The organism is Nocardioides sp. YR527 (assembly GCF_900101045.1).
Taxonomy (GTDB): Bacteria; Actinomycetota; Actinomycetes; order Propionibacteriales; family Nocardioidaceae; genus Nocardioides.
The window spans coordinates 276,402-293,098 of the sequence record NZ_FNFN01000008.1; the positions used below are offsets into that span (position 1 = coordinate 276,402).

Genomic DNA, 16,697 nt, shown 5'->3' on the forward strand with positions numbered 1-16,697 from the left:
TCCCATGACCTCCCGCCTCCTCGCCGCCTCCGCGGCAGCCACCTGCCTCGCGCTCCTCTCCCTGCCGGTCTCCCCCGCCTCGGCCGCGGCCCGCGTCACCATCGCCGGCCCCTCGGGGCAGGCGGTGGCCGACAGCGCCCGGGCGACCACGGTCACCGTCTCGGGCAACGGCTTCCAGTCGATCAAGAACGGTCACGGCGGCGTCTACGTCTTCTTCGGGACCGTCAAGGGCACCTGGCAGCCCTCCCGAGGCGGCCAGACCGGCCGCGACTACTTCTACGTGCCCGACAGCGAGGCGAAGAACAACGCCGGCTACCAGCGGTACGTCGCCTTCCCCGGCTCCGACACCGGATCGGCCGCCAACGGCGGGCGGATGAGCGCCGACGGCAGCTGGTCGACCTCGCTGGTCATCCCCGGCGCGAGCTTCCAGGCCGTCGACCGTGCCGGCCGGGCGACCACCATCGACTGCCTGAAGGTCACCTGCGGAGTGATCACCGTCGGGGCCCACGGGGTCACCAACGCCAACAACGAGACCTTCACCCCGGTGTCCTTCCGGAGCAGCGGCGCGACCCCGGCCACTCCGCAGGCCTCCGCGACCGCACCGACCTCACCCGCAGCCTCGGCGTCCCCGGCCCCCTCCGTCGCACCGGCCGCACCGGCCGCGCCGGCCGCGACCGGGAAGCCGAAGGCCGAGGTCGACCGCACCACCGCGGTCATCGGACGAGTCCTCTCCTTCACCGGGTCCGGGTTCACCCCCGGCGAGCAGGTCACCGCGACCTTCGACGACGGCGTCGCCGCGGTCGGACCGCTGCAGGCGGGCACCGGCGGCGAGGTCGCCGGCGTGCTGCAGCTGCCCGCAGACACCGTCGCCGGCACCCACACCCTCCGCCTCAGCGGCGCCGCCTCCGGTGCACAGCCGGAGGTCTCCTTCGGGGTGGCGAGTCCCGTCGCCGCCACGACCTCGCAGCCGTGGCTGGAGCAGAACCTCCCTGCGTACGCCTTCGCGGGCGCTGGTCTGCTTGTGCTGATCGGCGCCGTGACCTTCTCGATCGTGGTCTCGCGGAGGCGGCGGGCGGCGGCCTCGACGATTTGAGGCCCAATCTTTGCGATCCCGACCCAGTGGAACAAACCGGGCACAGACTTCATACGCCCGATCCATATCGGGGACCGACGCCGGGACGTTCGTCATTTCCACCCCGAAATCGGCCCCCGTCACGACCTGTTACCGCCGAAGTTACGGGCGAAATTGTGTGACCTCGGGCATCGCTCCAGCGCTAGGCGACGACGAATCGACGTGGCTAGACTCCCCGCTTCGTCACGGCGAGTCACAGCAACCGGGGGGCTGCAGAGGCTGACTTCCACTCGTCGTGCCCTGTCATCGACAGTTATCAACACCATTGGAGAAGTCACTTGCGCTCCCCACTCTCGGTCCGCGGAGCCGCCCTTGTTGCGGCGACCGCGATGATCGGTCTTTCCGTGACCGCGGCCCCGGCGACTGCGGCGGAGAAGCCCCAGGCCAAGGCCTCGTCGGTCGCACTGACCGTCAACGTCTCTGACAAGGTCAAGGTCGACACCGGTCGCTACACCGCCACCTACAACGGCAAGAAGACCGTCAACTCGGGCACCAACAAGCCCGCTCTGCCGCTCCTCGCCGGCGACCAGCAGCTGCTCTCTGTCGGCGTCTTCGCCCAGGACGCGGCCGCCGCCCTCCAGAACGGCACCGTCTACTCCGGCGCCTGCTCGGCCCTGGCCGGCAAGGGTGCGACCCTGGTCGCCATCGGCGACGGCTCCAGCTGCGTGAAGCCGGGCGAGGCCGTCACCGTGAACCTCGCCGAGCTCAACCTGCAGAAGCTGGGCGCCACCACCGACTACCTGCTCAACGATCAGAGCAAGTCGGTCCACGTGAAGCTCGGCCCGGTCAACGACCTGGTCCAGACCATCGTCTCCGGCGTGCTCTCCAAGGTCGGCGGTCTCTCGGTCGGTGTCGACCTCGACGCCGCGGAGAGCACCTGTATGGCGCAGGGCTCGGACTTCAAGGGCAAGACCCAGCTCAAGAACGCCGCCGTCACGGTCAACGTCCCCGGCAAGGGCGACATCAAGGTCGCCGACCTGCCGACCAACCCCAAGAAGAACACGACGGTCGTCCCCGACCTCTCCCCGGTGACCGACGCCGTCCTCGGCCGCGTCGACACGCTGCTCCAGTCGGGCCTGAAGAGCAAGATCGCGCCGGGCGTCCTGGACGTCTCGATCCGCATCGACCTGATCGAGCACATCAAGGAGCAGCTCGCTGTCCTGCTCAAGGGCATCGAGACCGACCTGGTCAAGCTCACGATGAACAAGCAGGACAAGACCGCCAAGTCGCTCGAGGTGTCCGCCCTGGACATCAAGGTCCTCGACGCCGTGAAGAAGATCGGCGCCCCGACCGCGGCCAACGTCGCCATCGGCACCAGCACCTGCGGCACCAACGGCCTCACCTCCTCCGAGGAGAAGGCCGCGGCCAGCGGTGACAAGAAGAACGTCGACGTCGTCGTCTCCGGCGACAAGTCCGACCCGGACACGAGCGTCCAGGTCAAGCCCGACAACGCCCCGGCCAACGCCGAGCTCAACCTGCTCTCGTCCCCGGCCGCCAAGGGCGGGTTCGCCGCCGGCGCGCTCGTGCTGCTCGTCGCCGCTGCTGCCGCCACCCGGTGGTTCCTGCTGCGCCGCGCGCACGCCTGATCCGCTGTAGCACCCGCAACACCCGTACCCCGGGCCAAGGCTTCGCGCCTTGGCCCGGGGTCCGTTTTGTCCCTGGTCCTGGGCGGCGCGCCTGCGTGCCACCCGCCGCGGGATCCGGGAAAGTTGAGCCGCCCCCGATGCTCCCCAGAGCTCTTCCCCAACTCTCTGGAGTCCCCCATGCTGCGCCCCTTGGCGACCCTGTTCGCCGCTGCCCTCCTCTGCTCCGGCTGCGCCGAGATCTCCGAGCCCGACACCGCCGTCCAAGCCGGATACGGCGCCGACAGCGGTGAGGAGGTCAGCCTTCCGCTGACCGAGGCCATCGCCAAGCTCCCCGTCGCCAAGGAGGTCACCTCCGGCTACGACCGGGAGAAGTTCAACCACTGGGTCGACGCTGACGGCGACTGCCAGGACGCCCGCACCGAGGTGCTCCTCGAGGAATCGAGCAAGAAGGCGCGCGGCAGGTGCGACGTGACCAGCGGCGCGTGGCTCTCCACGTACGACGGGGTCACCCTCAAGCGCCCCGGCGGCCTCGACATCGACCACATGGTCGCGCTCAAGGAGAGCTGGGAGTCCGGCGCCAACGCGTGGACCGACGAGCAGCGGGAGGCGTACGCCAACGACCTCGGCGACCCGCGCGCGCTCATCGCCGTGACCGCCGCGACCAACCGCAGCAAGGGCGACCAGGACCCGGCCGACTGGATGCCCGACGCCACGAGCTACCACTGCACGTACGTCGCCGACTGGGTCGCGGTGAAGATCCGCTGGAGCCTCTTCGCCGACCGCGCGGAGAAGGCCGCGCTCGAGGACATCGCGGCAGGCTGCGACAACCCCGAGATCACCGTGCGGCTGGCCGGGCCGGCCCAGGGCGACTCGGATCAGGGCGACTCGGATCAAGGCGATGCTCCCGAGGGCGGCTCGGGTGAGGACCCCCGCTTCGACACCTGCGCGAAGGCGACCGCGAAGGGTTACGGGCCCTACCGGAAGGGCCGCGACGCCGAGTACGAGTGGTATCGCGACGGCGACAAGGACGGCACGGTCTGCGACAGCTGATCCGACACCCGGATTCCGCAGGTCAGAAGCGATACCCCAGCCCGTAACGTACGAGGCTCCTCCTCCGTTGAGTGTGACGAACGTCAAAGGGAGGGAAGTTCACGTGCGCACAACACTCATCGCGCGGGGAGCCGCGGTGGCGGCCGCGGCCGCCATGGTTGCCTTGTCAGCCGCACCTGCGAGCGCCGCCACGGTGTCGCAGGCGTCCGCCACCGCGCTGAGCCTCGAGCTCGCCGGCACCGGGGCGACCGACTCGGGCACCTATGCCGTCACCAACGACGGCACCACCGAGTCCGCCGAAGGCACCAACGAGCCGCTCATCACCGCGCTCGGAGGCCAGGATGCGATCCAGGTCGGGACGCTGGCCCAGGACGCGGTCGCCAAGCGCAACGCCACCTCGGCCGCGTGCTCCGGCATCGCCGGCGACGGCGCGACCCTGGTCGCGGCCGGGTCCGGGGACTGCCTCAGCGGCGGCGACAACATCTCGCTCGACGCTGCCAGCCTCGACTTCAGCAACCTGGAGGTGATCCGGTCCGACCTCTTCCAGGGAGCCGACAGCCAGCTCCAGGAGCTCGGCAAGCCGGTGCAGGACCAGATCACCAGCGCGCTCGCACAGCTTCTGGCTCCTCTGGTAGACGGGTTGGACGGCGCCGGCATCTACGTCGACCTCGGCGCCGTGCAGAGCAGCTGCACCGCCGACGACGACACCGCCTCCGGCGACAGCACGATCGCCGAGTCCTCGGCCTACGTGGTCATGCCCGGCGGTGATCGGGTCACCCTCGTCGACCTGCCGGTCGAGCCCGCCGTGAACCAGAAGGTCGTCACCGACCTGTCCGGAGTGGTCGACGCGATCATGGCCGGTCTCCGCACCCAGCTCACCCAGGGCCTCGACGGTGCGCTCGCCGACCTCACCCAGGTCACCGACGCGATCCAGAAGCAGGTGCTCGCCACGCTCCTGACCTCGCTCGAGGAGCAGCTCGCCCCGCTCGAGGACAACGTCCTCGACATCACCCTCAACGCCCAGGACACCTCCCCGGGCGCGATCACGGTGACCGCGCTCGACGCGAAGGTCCTCCCGGCGGCCGAGGCGTTCGTCGGCGGCAGCCTGGCGCACCTCACCATCGGCACCAGCAGCTGTGGCCCGAACAGCCCGGTCACGAAGACGGTCGTCAACAACCCGCCCAAGGCGGACAACCCGCCGGCCTCGGTCCCGACCGTCGTGACCGCCGGCATGGAGAGCTACGACGACGGCAGCGCCGGACGCATCGCGCTCGTCACCCTGCTGCTCCTCGCAGCCGCGGGCGCCGGTGTGGCGACGTACGTCCGCATGCTGCGGCGTGGCTGACACCTCTGTTGACTCGCCGCCGCGGCTCGCCGCGGCGGCGAGCAGCCTCTGGACAGCACTGGTCGTGCTCGCCGTCGCGATGGTGCTGGCCGGGCTGTTGTGGCCCAGTGGCAGTGCCGCGGTGGAAGTGCCACCCGGTGCCCCGCAGCGCCTCGAGCTGCCCGGGCTGAACACGAAGGCGAAGGTCGTCCCGATCCGACTCAAGGGCGAGGTCCTCGACCCGCCGCGCAACCCACGCGAGATCGGCTGGTGGGTCGGGAGCGCCAAGCCGGGCTCGGCACAGGGTCAGACCGTGGTCACCGGCCACACCGTGCACACCGGTGGCGGCAGCCTCAACAAGCTCGACCACATCGAGAAGGGGCAGGAGGTCGACATCGTCACCAAGGACGGGACCTTCCAGCACCAGGTCGACTCCGTCGAGGTGCTCAGCCGCAAGGAGCTGGCTGAGCAGGCCCAGCGCATCTTCGGGCAGGATCACGGCGACGGCCGGCTGGTGATCATCACCTGCACCGACTGGAACGGCTCGGGCTACGACAGCAACATCGTCGTGCTGGCTCATCGATTCAACGAGCTACCTTCGTGACGCCGAGTCGGCGCATCTGACCCCGTGTCTGGCGAAGCGAAGCGAGCCAGAGGGGTCGGATGCGCCGACTCGGCAGTAAATCAGAGATACAACCCAGTAGATTCGTCCGCGATCCGCTCAGCCGCAACGGCATGCACGTCACGCTCACGCATGAGGATGTAGACCTCTCCGGCGACCTCGACCTCCGGCTTGTCGTCGGCGTCGAAGAGGACCCGGTCACCGATCTCGACGGCGCGCGCGTGCGGACCGACCGCGACGACCCGTGACCAGGTGAGCCGCCGGGCCGCGCCCATGGCGGCCGTCGCCGGGATGACGATGCCACCCGAGGAACGACGCTCACCGGCGTCGGACCCGACCTCGACCAGCACCCGGTCGTGGAGCATCTTGATGGGGGTCTTGTCGGTCACGTCCGTCGTTGCCTTGCCGGTGGGGAGTGGTCAGTTGGCCTTGGAGATCTTACGCAGCGTGGCCATGAGCACGACGGTGCCCACCACCCCGCCGACGGTCTTGGCGATGTTGCCCATCCTCGGCTCGCCGGAGACCGGGTCGACGTAGACCGCCTTGAAGGCCGCCACCTGGCGCTGGACGATCGTCTTGGGGCTGCCCCGGTAGATCAGCTCGTCGATGGTGCCGGCGAGCCGCTCACGGATCTCTTCGATCTCGGACTCGAGCGAGGAAGTCTGGTCCTTGGACATGCGCAGACCTTAGCAACCGGCGTACGTCCACTGCGTGCTCCACCGCTGCGGTTCGCTCGATCTCTTGGGTAGGTTGGCATCATGACGCGTCTCGAGCCGGGCGATGTTGCCCCCGACTTCACTCTTCCCGACGACACCGGTGCGGAGGTCTCGCTCAGCAGCCTCCGCGGCCGCAAGGTGATCGTCTACTTCTACCCCGCTGCGATGACCCCCGGCTGCACCAAGCAGGCTTGCGACTTCACCGACTCGATCGACTCGCTGAAGGCCGCCGGCTACGAGGTCGTCGGCGTATCCAAGGACAAGCCCGCCAAGCTCGCGAAGTTCCGCGAGCGTGACGGGCTCACCATCACCCTGGCCTCCGACGAGGACCTCTCGGTGCACAAGGCGTACGACGCCTACGGCGAGAAGAAGCTCTACGGCAAGGTCGTCGAGGGCGTCATCCGCTCGACGTTCGTGGTCGACGAGGAGGGCAAGATCGAGGTCGCGCAGTACAACGTCAAGGCGACCGGACACGTCGCCAAGCTCCGCCGCGACCTCGGCCTCGCCTCGTAGGTCTACTGCTGGTCGTCGGGCTTCTTGAAGTCCGGCGGGGGAGGTACGTCCCCCGGGATCTCCTTGGGCTCGACGACCACGGGGCCGGTGTCGGTGCCCCACTTGGCACCGGTCTCCTTCAGCCACTCGCCCGCGTGGACGGCGACATCGGTCGCGGCCGCGCCGACCTGGAGCAGACCCGACAGGGCCTGGTTGCGCGGCGAGTCGGCGTCAGGCGCGGACGCCATCTCGGCCCGCTTGGCCTCGATCTGCGCCTTGAACTCGCCGGCCTTCTCGATGGTCTTCTCGCCGCCGGTGACAAGGTGAGGTGCGGACTTCACCTTGGCGTCCTCAACAGCAGGCTTGGCGCCTTCGACGCCCTTCTGGACGCCATCGCGCCAGTTGGACGCGTTGTCCTTGAACGACATGACTTCATCCCTTCATGGATGGGGTGTTGTGCTTCCATCCTTGAGGGTCGGGGGCCTGATGTCCATCAGGATCGCCCCTGGTACGCCCCGGGTCGGACCCGGACTCTGTGTGCCGAAGGCGGGACTTGAACCCGCACGCCCTGGAGCACAGCATCCTAAGTGCTGCGTGTCTGCCAATTCCACCACTTCGGCAAGCGGCGATCAGTCTAGGGGCTGACGCCCAAACCTGACAGCCGACGGCGCAGTACGCGCCCTACCCGCTGACCAGGGCGTACTTCCCACGACTCGCGCCGCTGAAGTTCGGTGTCTGGCTGTGGCAGTTGGGGCAGAGGAATCGGAGGTTGTCGGCAATGTTGTTGTGGAAGTCACCGTCGACGTGGTCGATGTGCAGTCGCAGGGGCTTTCCTCGCCACTCCTCGCCGCAGCCACATTCGGCGCACACGTACAGCCGTCCGATCTCGAGGAGCGCTCGCCTCAGCATGAATGGTTTCGCCCGCCCGCTTCCCGGTGATCTGACGACGAGTATCTCGGCCGGTGAGTGTCGGGTGTGTGCACCCGTGCCGACGTACCGAACGAAGTGACTGGTGTCGATGCCCATCTTCTTGAGCATCCGGCTGATGTGGGCATGGGTGCCACCCGCCTGGTTGAGACCGAGATGCCGCAACACACCGGCGACGGATGTCGAGTGGTCGACCGCCTCCCGCAACATCTCCTGTGTGTACTTCCGCCAGGCCATGGAATGACAGTAAGCCTGGCCACCGACAGTTTCGGTGGCCAGGCTTCGTCGGCGAAGTGCCAGAGTCGCGTCAGGCGACGTTGTACTTGTCGCCCTCGGCCTTCTCTGGGAGAGCCCAGAAGACGATCAGCACGATCCAGCCGATGCACGGCAGGAGCCAGAGCAGCTGCCACCAGCCGGAGCGGCCGGTGTCGTGCAGGCGTCGGGCACCGACCGCGAGGGACGGGACCAGGATGGCGAGCGCGAAGATGCCGCCGATGATGGAACCGGCGGTCGAGTCGGCGCCGAGGAGCAGGTTGATCACCATGTTGACGACCACAGCAGCGCCCCAGGGCCACCAGAACTCGGACCGGCTGGCGCGGCCCTCGAAGGAGGCGTACTTCTTGAAGAAGCGCGCGATGGCGTCGCGGGGCGACGCGCCGCGGAGCGGCTGGCTCAGCGTAACTTCGCCCACGGGACCAGCGCCGTACGGCTGCTGGGGCGGGGGCGGCGGGTAATCCGTCACTTCGGATTTCTCCTCATTGAGATGGGTTGGATGTGCGAAACCTAGTCGGGACGGACTCCGGGGTAAAGGACCGCTACCCCCTAGGGTTGAGCCATGACCACGCTGGTCCTTGCCTCCAAGTCCCCCGCCCGCCTGCAGACACTGCGCAGCGCAGGTGTCGAGCCTGTGGTGATCGTCTCCGGTGTCGATGAGAGCAGGCTCGACGGGCTGCCGCCGACAGAGCTGGCGCTCGGGCTCGCCGAGCTCAAGCGGGACGCGGTCGCCGGCCGACCTGAGGTGCCCGAGGGGGCGCTCGTGCTGGGGTGCGACAGCGTCCTCGAGCTGGACGGGAAGCCGTTGGGGAAGCCCCACGATCCAGAGGAGGCGACCCAGCGCTGGCGGGAGATGCGGGGGCGCAGCGGCGTACTCGTCTCCGGGCACGCGCTGATCGACACCGCGACCGGCCAGCAGGTGTCTCAGACGGCCGCCACCACAGTGCACTTCGCCGATGTGAGCGACGAGGAGATCGCGGCGTACGTCGCGACCGGCGAGCCTCTGCACGTCGCCGGTGCGTTCACGATCGACGGGCTCGGCGGAGCGTTCGTGACCGGGATCGAGGGCGACCACCACAACGTGGTCGGGCTGAGCCTGCCGCTGCTACGCGACCTGCTCAGCCGGCTCGGTCACGCCTGGCCTGATCTCTGGCACCGCTGACCCGTTCTCGAGGCTCCGGGGCCACCAGGAGCGGCCCGCCCTCGGCAGCCTCGAGCGCTGCCGCCTCCTCCTCGACGCTGCCGTAGACCTGCGTGTAGCGGATCGGGCGGCCGAAGACGAACTTCCGGAACAGGAAGAACCGAGCGACCTGACCCATCAGCACGCCGACCACGTTGGCCGAGAGGTTGTCGGCGATCGCGCTGTCCCAGCCGATCACGCTACGGGTGAGGTAGAGGCACGCGATCGGCAGCAGCATCGTGACCGCGTTGATCACGACGTAGGCGGTGAACCCGCCGTCGGGGTGGTCGGAGACGCGGTGACGGAACGTCCAGCGGCGGCTCAGGTCGTAGCTGATCAGCATGCCGACGGTGTTGGCGATGATGTAGGCCGGGATCGGCTGACCGTTCATCGGCCCCGCACCCATGAAGAAGCCGTGGACCAGTCCGTTGAACAGCACGAAGGCGACTGCTGTCGCGATTCCGCCGACCATCATGAAGCGGATCGCTTCACCGAAGACGCGGGTGCGACGCAGCCGTCCCAGCAGCTGTCCCCCGAACACCATGTGGCCAGAGTAAACGGTCAATGGTGAGATGGCTCTTGATTACTTCGCGGGTTTCGTTCAGCGTGCCGTAAGATTCGCGCCTACTCCACCGGGAGACCGAGACCTCTGGCGATCAGCATGCGCTGCACCTCGGAGGTGCCCTCGCCGATCTCGAGGATCTTCGCGTCGCGGTAGAAACGGGCCACCGGATACTCCTCCATGAACCCGTAGCCGCCGAAGATCTGGGTGGCGATGCGGGTCGCGGTGACGGCCGACTCGGTGGCGTACAGCTTGGCGGCCGCGGCCGCCTGCTTGAACTCCTTCATCGTCACGGCACCCGAGTCGAGCCCGGACTTCATGGCCGCGGCCTCGTACGTCAGCAGGCGCGAGGCCCGCAGCATGACCTCGAGGTCGGCGATCTGGAAGGCGACACCCTGCTTGCGGCCGATCGGGCCGCCGAAGGTCTGCCGCTCCCCCGCGTACTCGAGCGCCATGTCGAGGCAGGCCTGGATGCAGCCGACGGCGAGCGCGGCGATCGCGACGCGGCCGTCGTCGAGGGTGGCGAGGAACTGGGCGTAGCCACGGCCGCGCTCACCGAGAAGGTGGTCGGCCGGCACCCGGGCACCGTCGAAGGAGAGCGGGTGGGTGTCGGAGGCGTGCCAGCCGAGCTTGTCGTACGCCTTCTCGGCGGTGAACCCGGGCGTGCCCGAGGGGATCATGATGGTGCTGATCTCGGGCTTGCCGTTGTCGCGGGTACCGGTGCGCGCGGTGACGGTGACGACCGAGGTGATCGAGGAACCGGAGTTGGTGATGAACTGCTTGGAGCCGTCGACGACCCACTCCTCGCCGTCGAGGACGGCCTTGGTGGCGGTCGCGCCGGCGTCGGAGCCGGCACCCGGCTCGGTCAGCCCGAACCCGGCCAGCTTCTTGCCCGCGACGAGGTCGGGGAGCCAGCGCTCCTTCTGCTCGTCGGTGCCGTAGGTGAGGATCGGGTTGATCCCCAGGCCGACGGCGGCCTCGAGCGTGATCCCGATGGACTGGTCGACGCGGCCGAGCTCCTCGATCGCGACGCAGAGCGCGACGAGGTCACCCTCACCCCCGCCGTACGCCTCGGGGGCGGTCAGGCCGAACAGGCCCAGCTCACCCATCTTGTGGACCACGTCGACTGGGAAGTGATGGTCGCGGTCCCACTGCGAGGCGTGGGGCGCGATCTCCTTCTGGGCGAAGTCACGGACGACAGCACGCAACTCTTCGTGCTCGGGCTGGAGAAAGGCGGTCACGCGCCCCAGGTTAGCGGTTATTAACCTGGGGCGCGAGATCCGCGTCACATCTGGCTCAGATCGGGGTCAGATCCGGGTCAGCGGAACGTGCCCGTCGAGACCGTCCCGGCGATCCTCCGCTGGAAGATCAGGTAGACGACCAGCACCGGAAGCACGGTCAGCACCACCCCGGCGAAGAGCGCACCGAAGTCGACGTTGTAGCCCGCCTGGGACGAGAACGACGCCATCCCCTGGGTGAGCACGTAGTTGTCCCGGTCGGTGTTGAGCGCCACCGGGAGCAGGAACTGGTTCCACAGCCCCAGGAAGTTGAAGATCGCCACCCCGGCCATCCCGGGCGCGGCCATCGGCAGCATGATCCGGAAGAACGTGCGCCACTCGCCCGCACCGTCCATCATCGCCGCCTCGTAGACGTCGTCGGGCAGCGTCTTGAAGAAGGCGTAGAGGAAGAAGACGGTGAACGGCAGCGCATAGGCCACGTAGGTCAGGATCAGCCCGGGCAGCGTGTTGAGCAGCCCGAATCCCTGGAGCACGAAGAACAGCGGGACGATGACCAGGAAGACCGGGAAGGTCAGCCCGGCGAGCATCGTGTAGTAGATGACCCTGCGGCCGAAGAACTCGAACCGGGCCAGCACGTAGGCGCACATCGCCCCCAGCAGCATCACCAGCACCAGGGCGGTGCCGACGACGATGACGGTGTTGAAGAAGTACGTCCCGATGCCGGCCTTGGTCCAGGCGCTGGCGTAGTTGTCGAAGCTCCACTCCGCGGGCAGCGAGAACGGCGAGGACAGGATCTCCTTCGACGTCTTGAACGAGGAGAGCACCACCCAGCAGAACGGCACGATGACGATCACCGACCAGATGATCAGCATGGTGTGCGAGGTGCCGGCGACCAGTGCGTCGCCGGGGGTACGTCGCCCGCCCTCCGAGCGGGCGGCGACCGGCTTGTCCAGAGTGACGGTGCTCATCAGCGTACGTCTCCCTTCTTGTCCCGTCCGCCAGCGAAGTGGAAGACGACGAAGACCAGGGCGGCGAAGAGCAGCGTGACCAGGGCGAGCACAACGCCCATCGAGGTGGCGTAGCCGAACTGGCTCTTCTTGAAGGCGGTGTTCATCAGGTGCTGGCTCATCGTCAGCGTGCTGTTGGCAGGGCCGCCGCCGGGGGCGAGCGCCGCCATGAAGACGTACGCATCGAGGGTGAGGATCCCCAGGTAGATGTACGCCGTCTGCACGTTGTCACGGATCGAGGGGAGCGTGATCGAGATGGCCGTGCGGAAGCGGCCGGCGCCGTCGATGCGGGCGGCCTCGTAGATCTCCGCGGGTACGCCCTTGATGGCGGCCACGAAGAGCACCGTGTAGAAGCCGATGCTCGCCCAGATGATCACGAACATCGAGGCCGGCATCGCCGCACGCACCTCCCCGAGCCAGGCATAGTCCTTGAACCCGTCGAGGCCGATGCCGGTGAGCATGCCGTTGAGCAGGCCCGCGGCAGGGTCGTAGACCTGCGCCCAGAGGAGACCGATGACGACGGCCGGGACGGCGTAGGGGAAGAACGAGACGACCCGGTAGAAGCCGGATCCGTTCAGACCGCGGACCTGACCTGTGCTGGGACCGGCGGTGGTCACGACCACCGCGATCGCCAGCGCCGCGACCAGAGTCACCAGCGGCACCACGAGGGTGAGCAGGATGTTGTTGCGCAGCGCCTTGAGGAAGGTCTCGTCGTCGAGCAGCTTGGCGTAGTTGTCGAAGCCGACGAAGTTCATGACCGGGGAGAAGCCGGTCCAGTCGGTGAGCGAGTAGAAGAGGGCCTGCCCGATCGGGACCACGACGAAGATGACGAAGACCGCGACCGGGAGGCCGAGGAAGACCGTCATGAACAGTGCCCGGTCGAGGGTGAGCTTGCGGCGGCGCCGGCCGGGGGCGGCCCCCCAAGGATTCTCCTCGGAGGGGCCGCCGGCCGTCTGGGCCATCGTGGTGGATGGGTCTGGCATGGTGTCAGGAAACCTTGAGCTTCTCGATCGATGAGTCGTCGGCGACCTTGTCGAAGATGCCCTGGACTGCCGTGGTCAGGCCCTTGACGTCGAGGTCACCGGAGAGGAACGAGTTCCACACGACGAGCTCGTCCGCGTTGGTGCCGTAGTAGTCGTAGAACTGGAAGTTGAAGGTGTTCTCACCAGCGGCGTCGAGCATCGCGCTCTGCGACTTCAGCGCCGCGGAGCCGAACCCGTCGGCAGGGATGGTGTCCTTGACGATGGTCGGCGCGAGCTTCGTCTTGGCGAAGTTGGTCGCGGCCTCCTTCGACAGCATGGCGCGAAGGATCTCCTTGCCACCGGCGGGGTTCTTCGCCTTGCTCGGGACGATGAATGCCTCGCCGGCCGCGGCGCGGACGGCCTCGTACGGCAGCGACGGGCTGTCGCTGAGGACGAACTCCGGGATGCCGGTCATCTCGAAGCCTGCCTTGGTGGCGTCCTTCATCTCGTTCTCGATCCAGCCGCCGCTCGGGTAGAGGAGCGCCTGCTGGTCGTTGGACCACTTGGCCTGCGCGGCGGTGAACTGGGTGCCGGCGCCGCCCGGGATGAACATGTCCTGGCTGACCATCTCGCCGAGCTTGCCCAGGATGTCCTGGATGACCTGGTGGGACCAGATGCCCTTCTCGAGGTTCTCGAGCCCGAGGCGCACCTCGTCGCCGCCCTCCTTGGCCGCCGAGTCGATCACCAGGGTGCGGTAGTAGGTCGCCGCCTCCTTGCCCCAGGTCCAGAGGTACTTCTTCTTGGCCTTGGCCTTGGCACCCAGTTCGAGCGCCTCGTCCCAGGTCTTCGGCGCGGTCCAGCCGTTCTCCTCGAAGAGCGAGGCGGAGTACCACACGCCGTAGAGGGTCATGACGTAGTTGATCGCCACGAACCGGTCGCTGTAGGTGCCGGGGACCTTCACGTTCGGGTAGAGGGTGTCCTCGATCTTGACGCCCTCGTAGCTGTCGGCCGCGAAGACGTCGTCGAGCTCCTCGAGCTGGGCGGCGATCGAGCTGAAGCCGATCAGGTCCGCGCCCGAGTTGTCGATCAGGTCCGGGGGCGTGCCGCCGACGAAGCGCGGCTGCAGCTCCGTGGCGATCTTGGTGGTGGCGCTGACCTTGAGGTCGGCGTCAGCGAACTCCTTGCCGACAATGCCGGCGGCGAACTCGACGTAGTCGTAGCCGTAGCCACCATCGAAGATCACTGCGTCGACGGTGCCGTCCTTGGGCATGCCGAACGGGTTCGACGCGGACTTGGTGCCACCGCCGGAGCTGTCGGAGTCGCTACCGGGCGCGCCACACGCGGCGAGCGCTCCGGAGAACGACACGAGAGCCGCGCCGGCGAGGGTGCCGCGCAGAAGGGTCCGGCGGTCGAGCCGGTGAAGCTGCTGGGACATCGTGCTGCCTTCTTTCGGGTGGGTTCCTCGTTACTTCTTCATTACGGGTGTTCAGGCCATGCTTCCGATGCGCTCGCCGTAGCGAGCCTTCAACGCATCGTTGTGCTCATCGCCACCCGGGATATTGGCGGAGAGATAGAGGGGCGGGGTCTCGCCTGCCTCCTGGATCCTCGCGGCGGTGGCGAGGGTCAGGAGCTGGGCGATGTAGGCCGCCGTGATGGAGGAGACGGCACCGGCGAGTACGCCGCCGTCACCGACGGGCACCGTGGCGTCGCCGAACGGAGCCAGGTTGTCGATCACCACGTCGGCGATCTCGGCCAGGCGCTTGCCGCTGGGGTGCTTGGGGGTGACCGCGTTGGTGTGCTCGAGGCTGGTCACCGCGATCACCGTGTGGCCCTCCTCCTTCGCGCGCAGCGCGATGCCGACGATGGAGCCGTTGACACCGGAGTTGGACGCGATGAGGAAGACGTCCTCGGGGTGGAACTCGTGGAGATCCCAGAGCTCGTTGGCGATGTTGGTGTCGCGCTCGAGGAGGCCACCCTCGAGATCGCTCGCCGGCCGGTCGCCCTTGAGGACCGTGTCGCGCAGAGCGATGGCGTGGGTGGGGATCAGGCCGCCGGCCCGTCCGGCGATCTCCATCGCGAACGCCTGGGAGTGACCGGTGCCGAAGGCCTGCAGCACACCGCCGTTGCGGATGCTGCCGACCATCGCCTCGACCGCCTTGTCGAGGCCGCCGGACTGGGCCACGGACTGCAGCTCGGACAGGCGTGTGCGAACCTGCTCATCGAAGGTCGCGAACACGTCACTGGTCAATTAGTCCACCCACTTTGCAAACTCGGGCCGCGACCGTATGCCGAGCCCTGCGCACGAAAACTATTTGGAGAGAGTACGCCTGGCAATGGTTTTCTGTTACGAAACGGTGTCAATGACTCACAACTATCTGGGACTCGACGCGGGAGGCACCAGCACTCGCGCCGTCGTCGTCTCCTCTGACGGACGTTGCGGAGGCATCGGGAAGGCCGACAGCGGCAACCCGACCTCCGCCGGAATCGACGCTGCCACGACAGCGATCAGGGCCGCGGTCACCCAGGCCGTGACCTCGGCGAACACCGGCCGGCTCGACGGCGCCGCACTGGCGGTGGCGGGGGCGGGCGACCCCGGCCATCGGGCCGCGATCGTGGCCGCTCTCTCCGACCTGGTCGCGGTCGAGCCGGTCTTCGACTTCGATGTGCTGGCGGCGTACTTCTCGGGGACGGCGGCGCCTGATGGCTACGTGCTGCTCTCTGGCACGGGGGCGTCGGCGGTACGGGTCGAGGACGGCCGGCTGGCCGGGATCTCGGACGGGCTGGGTTGGCTGATCGGGGATGTCGGCTCGGGCTTCTGGCTGGGCCGGGAGGTCGTACGTGCCGGGCTGGCGCCGCTCGACGGGCGGGGCGCCGCGACGCTGCTGACCGATCTGCTCCTGGACCGACTCGGCACCATCCGGGACGAGCGGCCACAAGGCGGACGGACCGGGACCCTCGTCGCGGCGACGGCGGCGCTCTACGCGATGCCGCCGCTGCGGCTGGCCGACTTCGCCTCGCTCGTCTTCACCGCGGCAGGTGCCGGCGACGAGGTCGCAGCGGGCATCCTCGACCAGGCGGCCGAGGGGCTGCGCGAGACGCTTGCGGCGGTGCGTACGCCTGATGTCGAGGGGCCGTTGGTCGCGGCCGGGAGCGTTCTGGCCCGGCAGCCCGATTTTGCCGCCCGGGTCGCTCCCGGGGCGGTGGTCGCCACCGACGGCCTGGCCGGAGCGGCCGTGCTGGCGCTGCGGCATGCGGGCGTGCTCGTCGACGACGCCGTGTACCGCCGAGTAACCTCTTCGCTCGCTCAGCTCACCGAGGTGTGACAATCGTTACGACGGAGTCCAAGCAGTCACGATGGAGGAGTTCTCGTTGAGCAAGCCACTGACCAAGGTCTTGATCGCCAACCGCGGTGAGATCGCCGTGCGAGTGATCCGTGCGTGCAAGGACGCCGGGATCGGGTCGGTCGCGATCTACGCCGACCCCGACCGTGACGCGCTGTTCGTGCGGCTGGCCGATGAGGCCTACTCCCTGGGCGGCGCGACGCCGGCGGAGTCCTACCTCTCCATCGAGAAGATCCTCGAGGTCGCCGCCCAGTCGGGGGCGGACTCGGTCCACCCCGGCTACGG

20 protein-coding genes and 1 tRNA gene are annotated in these 16,697 nt (G+C 68.2%); 9 read left to right on the forward strand and 12 right to left on the reverse strand.

Features of this window, described 5'->3' with window-relative positions; all coding sequences use genetic code 11:
* Positions 1 to 4: 4 nt before the first annotated feature.
* The 5 genes from BLT25_RS23815 (at position 5) to BLT25_RS23835 (ending at position 5,696) form a co-directional block, all read left to right on the forward strand.
* A complete protein-coding gene (locus BLT25_RS23815; protein WP_091051364.1) occupies positions 5 to 1,093 on the forward strand; it encodes a hypothetical protein in 1,089 nt (362 codons plus the stop codon).
* A gap of 368 nt (positions 1,094 to 1,461) precedes the next feature.
* The gene (locus BLT25_RS23820; RefSeq protein WP_091051366.1) at positions 1,462 to 2,718 is read left to right on the forward strand and encodes a hypothetical protein; all 1,257 of its coding nucleotides are present in this window, start codon (positions 1,462 to 1,464) and stop codon (positions 2,716 to 2,718) included.
* Between the two features lie 177 nt (positions 2,719 to 2,895).
* Entirely contained in the window at positions 2,896 to 3,768 is an 873-nt protein-coding gene (locus tag BLT25_RS23825) for a GmrSD restriction endonuclease domain-containing protein (protein ID WP_091051369.1), read from the forward strand.
* Between the two features lie 103 nt (positions 3,769 to 3,871).
* Positions 3,872 to 5,113, forward strand: coding sequence for a hypothetical protein (locus BLT25_RS23830; protein ID WP_143033839.1), 1,242 nt, complete (start codon positions 3,872 to 3,874; stop codon positions 5,111 to 5,113).
* On the forward strand, positions 5,106 to 5,696 hold the full coding sequence (locus BLT25_RS23835) for a class F sortase (protein WP_143033840.1): 591 nt from the start codon (positions 5,106 to 5,108) through the stop codon (positions 5,694 to 5,696). The genes BLT25_RS23830 and BLT25_RS23835 overlap by 8 nt, the downstream gene beginning before the upstream one ends.
* Before the next feature lie 80 nt (positions 5,697 to 5,776).
* On the opposite strand, the gene BLT25_RS23840 is transcribed toward BLT25_RS23835, so the two are convergent.
* Together BLT25_RS23840 and BLT25_RS23845 are read right to left on the reverse strand one after the other, a co-directional pair.
* Positions 5,777 to 6,079 (reverse strand): GroES family chaperonin, encoded by a 303-nt coding sequence (locus BLT25_RS23840; RefSeq protein ID WP_045549525.1) that lies wholly within the window; start codon positions 6,077 to 6,079, stop codon positions 5,777 to 5,779.
* Positions 6,080 to 6,133: 54 nt separating this feature from the next.
* Entirely contained in the window at positions 6,134 to 6,391 is a 258-nt protein-coding gene (locus BLT25_RS23845) for a DUF3618 domain-containing protein (RefSeq protein ID WP_091051376.1), read from the reverse strand.
* An 81-nt stretch (positions 6,392 to 6,472) separates the two neighbouring features.
* Between BLT25_RS23845 and bcp the strand changes: the two genes are divergently transcribed.
* A complete protein-coding gene (bcp, locus tag BLT25_RS23850) occupies positions 6,473 to 6,943 on the forward strand; it encodes a thioredoxin-dependent thiol peroxidase (RefSeq protein ID WP_141806014.1) in 471 nt (156 codons plus the stop codon).
* Between the two features lie 2 nt (positions 6,944 to 6,945).
* On the opposite strand, the gene BLT25_RS23855 is transcribed toward bcp, so the two are convergent.
* From BLT25_RS23855 to BLT25_RS23870, 4 genes are all read right to left on the reverse strand, one after another.
* A complete protein-coding gene (locus BLT25_RS23855; RefSeq protein WP_091051381.1) occupies positions 6,946 to 7,350 on the reverse strand; it encodes a hypothetical protein in 405 nt (134 codons plus the stop codon).
* Positions 7,351 to 7,460: 110 nt separating this feature from the next.
* Positions 7,461 to 7,542 (reverse strand) — tRNA-Leu (locus BLT25_RS23860).
* Positions 7,543 to 7,603: 61 nt separating this feature from the next.
* Complete coding sequence (locus BLT25_RS23865) at positions 7,604 to 8,086, reverse strand: HNH endonuclease signature motif containing protein (protein WP_091051384.1); 483 nt, start codon at positions 8,084 to 8,086, stop codon at positions 7,604 to 7,606.
* A gap of 70 nt (positions 8,087 to 8,156) precedes the next feature.
* Positions 8,157 to 8,591, reverse strand: a complete 435-nt coding sequence (locus BLT25_RS23870) for a DUF805 domain-containing protein (protein ID WP_256328751.1) — start codon at positions 8,589 to 8,591, stop codon at positions 8,157 to 8,159.
* Between the two features lie 93 nt (positions 8,592 to 8,684).
* On the opposite strand from BLT25_RS23870, the gene BLT25_RS23875 reads away from it, so the two are divergent.
* Positions 8,685 to 9,284 carry a Maf family protein gene (locus tag BLT25_RS23875; RefSeq protein WP_091051387.1) on the forward strand — a complete coding sequence of 200 codons (600 nt, stop codon included), beginning with the start codon at positions 8,685 to 8,687 and terminating at the stop codon, positions 9,282 to 9,284.
* Here BLT25_RS23875 and BLT25_RS23880 read toward each other — a convergent pair.
* The 6 genes from BLT25_RS23880 to BLT25_RS23905 all read right to left on the reverse strand — a co-directional run bounded on the left by BLT25_RS23880 (position 9,241) and on the right by BLT25_RS23905 (position 15,319).
* On the reverse strand, positions 9,241 to 9,846 hold the full coding sequence (locus tag BLT25_RS23880; protein ID WP_091051390.1) for a GtrA family protein: 606 nt from the start codon (positions 9,844 to 9,846) through the stop codon (positions 9,241 to 9,243). The genes BLT25_RS23875 and BLT25_RS23880 overlap by 44 nt on opposite strands.
* A gap of 80 nt (positions 9,847 to 9,926) precedes the next feature.
* The gene (locus tag BLT25_RS23885) at positions 9,927 to 11,105 is read right to left on the reverse strand and encodes an acyl-CoA dehydrogenase family protein (RefSeq protein ID WP_091051391.1); all 1,179 of its coding nucleotides are present in this window, start codon (positions 11,103 to 11,105) and stop codon (positions 9,927 to 9,929) included.
* Between the two features lie 77 nt (positions 11,106 to 11,182).
* Positions 11,183 to 12,070: a carbohydrate ABC transporter permease gene (locus tag BLT25_RS23890; RefSeq protein ID WP_091051394.1), complete on the reverse strand. Its 888-nt coding sequence runs from the start codon at positions 12,068 to 12,070 to the stop codon at positions 11,183 to 11,185.
* A complete protein-coding gene (locus tag BLT25_RS23895; protein WP_091051397.1) occupies positions 12,070 to 13,092 on the reverse strand; it encodes a carbohydrate ABC transporter permease in 1,023 nt (340 codons plus the stop codon). Before BLT25_RS23895 ends, BLT25_RS23890 begins: the two co-directional genes overlap by 1 nt.
* 4 nt (positions 13,093 to 13,096) lie before the next feature.
* Positions 13,097 to 14,506, reverse strand: coding sequence for an N-acetylglucosamine/diacetylchitobiose ABC transporter substrate-binding protein (gene ngcE, locus BLT25_RS23900; RefSeq protein ID WP_091051398.1), 1,410 nt, complete (start codon positions 14,504 to 14,506; stop codon positions 13,097 to 13,099).
* Between the two features lie 51 nt (positions 14,507 to 14,557).
* Positions 14,558 to 15,319 carry a sugar isomerase domain-containing protein gene (locus BLT25_RS23905; protein WP_256328752.1) on the reverse strand — a complete coding sequence of 254 codons (762 nt, stop codon included), beginning with the start codon at positions 15,317 to 15,319 and terminating at the stop codon, positions 14,558 to 14,560.
* A gap of 112 nt (positions 15,320 to 15,431) precedes the next feature.
* Here BLT25_RS23905 and BLT25_RS23910 point away from each other — a divergent pair, with 112 nt between their 5' ends.
* On the forward strand, positions 15,432 to 16,394 hold the full coding sequence (locus BLT25_RS23910) for an N-acetylglucosamine kinase (RefSeq protein WP_176884207.1): 963 nt from the start codon (positions 15,432 to 15,434) through the stop codon (positions 16,392 to 16,394).
* A 31-nt stretch (positions 16,395 to 16,425) separates the two neighbouring features.
* Positions 16,426 to 16,697, forward strand: a 272-nt coding sequence (locus BLT25_RS23915; RefSeq protein ID WP_305367629.1) for a biotin carboxylase N-terminal domain-containing protein, incomplete at its 3' end; no start/stop codon positions are given.